1 protein-coding gene is annotated in these 713 nt (G+C 47.0%); it reads left to right on the top strand.

The window, feature by feature from the left end; translation table 11 throughout:
- A partial coding sequence (locus NKG95_RS34205) for a DUF6392 family protein (RefSeq protein WP_353043882.1) occupies positions 1 to 366 on the top strand: 366 nt, incomplete at its 5' end.
- Positions 367 to 713 lie beyond the last annotated feature (347 nt).

Genomic DNA, 713 nt, shown 5'->3' with positions numbered 1-713 from the left:
AATTCTTGGAAATTCAAAAGATCAGTTGATAGGGACCTTCCAGAGACTGAGATAAACTATGTAGCTAGAACAAACGGATTTTCATTTATTTGCGATAGTAACGAGAGAATTAACTCGATATTTCTAGACGCTGACATTTTTGATCAGGCCCTTTTTGAGATTCCATTTTTATCTAAGCGCAGTGAGGTGCTTCGTCTACTTGGGAAACCTACAAAAAGCGGCGCCGCACATAGAGACGTTATCTTAGGTGAGTATGGCGCTTGGGATCGATTTGACCATGCCGATCATTCGATACATGTCGAATATCGCCCTGATGCCGACAGAATAAGGAGAGTAACGCTGATGTGTGCCAACGTAGTTCCGTGAATATGCAAATGAAGCAGACCCCATATTAGACAATTATCATGTATCCTGCCGGTTGCCTTCGACTGAAGATTTCCACCGGTTGTGAACTGGGGATGGCTATGCCTTAGCTGCAGTAATAGTGCTTTGGATGCTGGCCTGCTGGCAGAGTTCGGATTATGCGGTGAATAACCCTGAGATCGGCTTCTAGACTAGTCTCAACTTCGGTACCGCGCCCTCGCCGCTGCAATACACTGCCGGCAAAGCTCCGGGGAGTTCGCGCTCCGACCGCCTCAAAACCCAATTGGTCACGAAAAGTCAGCATTATTTAGCCTTCGAGACCCGATAACGACCTGTATGCGGCTATACAC

This window comes from Mesorhizobium sp. M1423 (assembly GCF_040317575.1).
Classification (GTDB): Bacteria; Pseudomonadota; Alphaproteobacteria; order Rhizobiales; family Rhizobiaceae; genus Mesorhizobium.
Note: the sequence above shows the minus strand (reverse complement) of the source record. Positions and strands in the feature narration are given on the sequence as shown.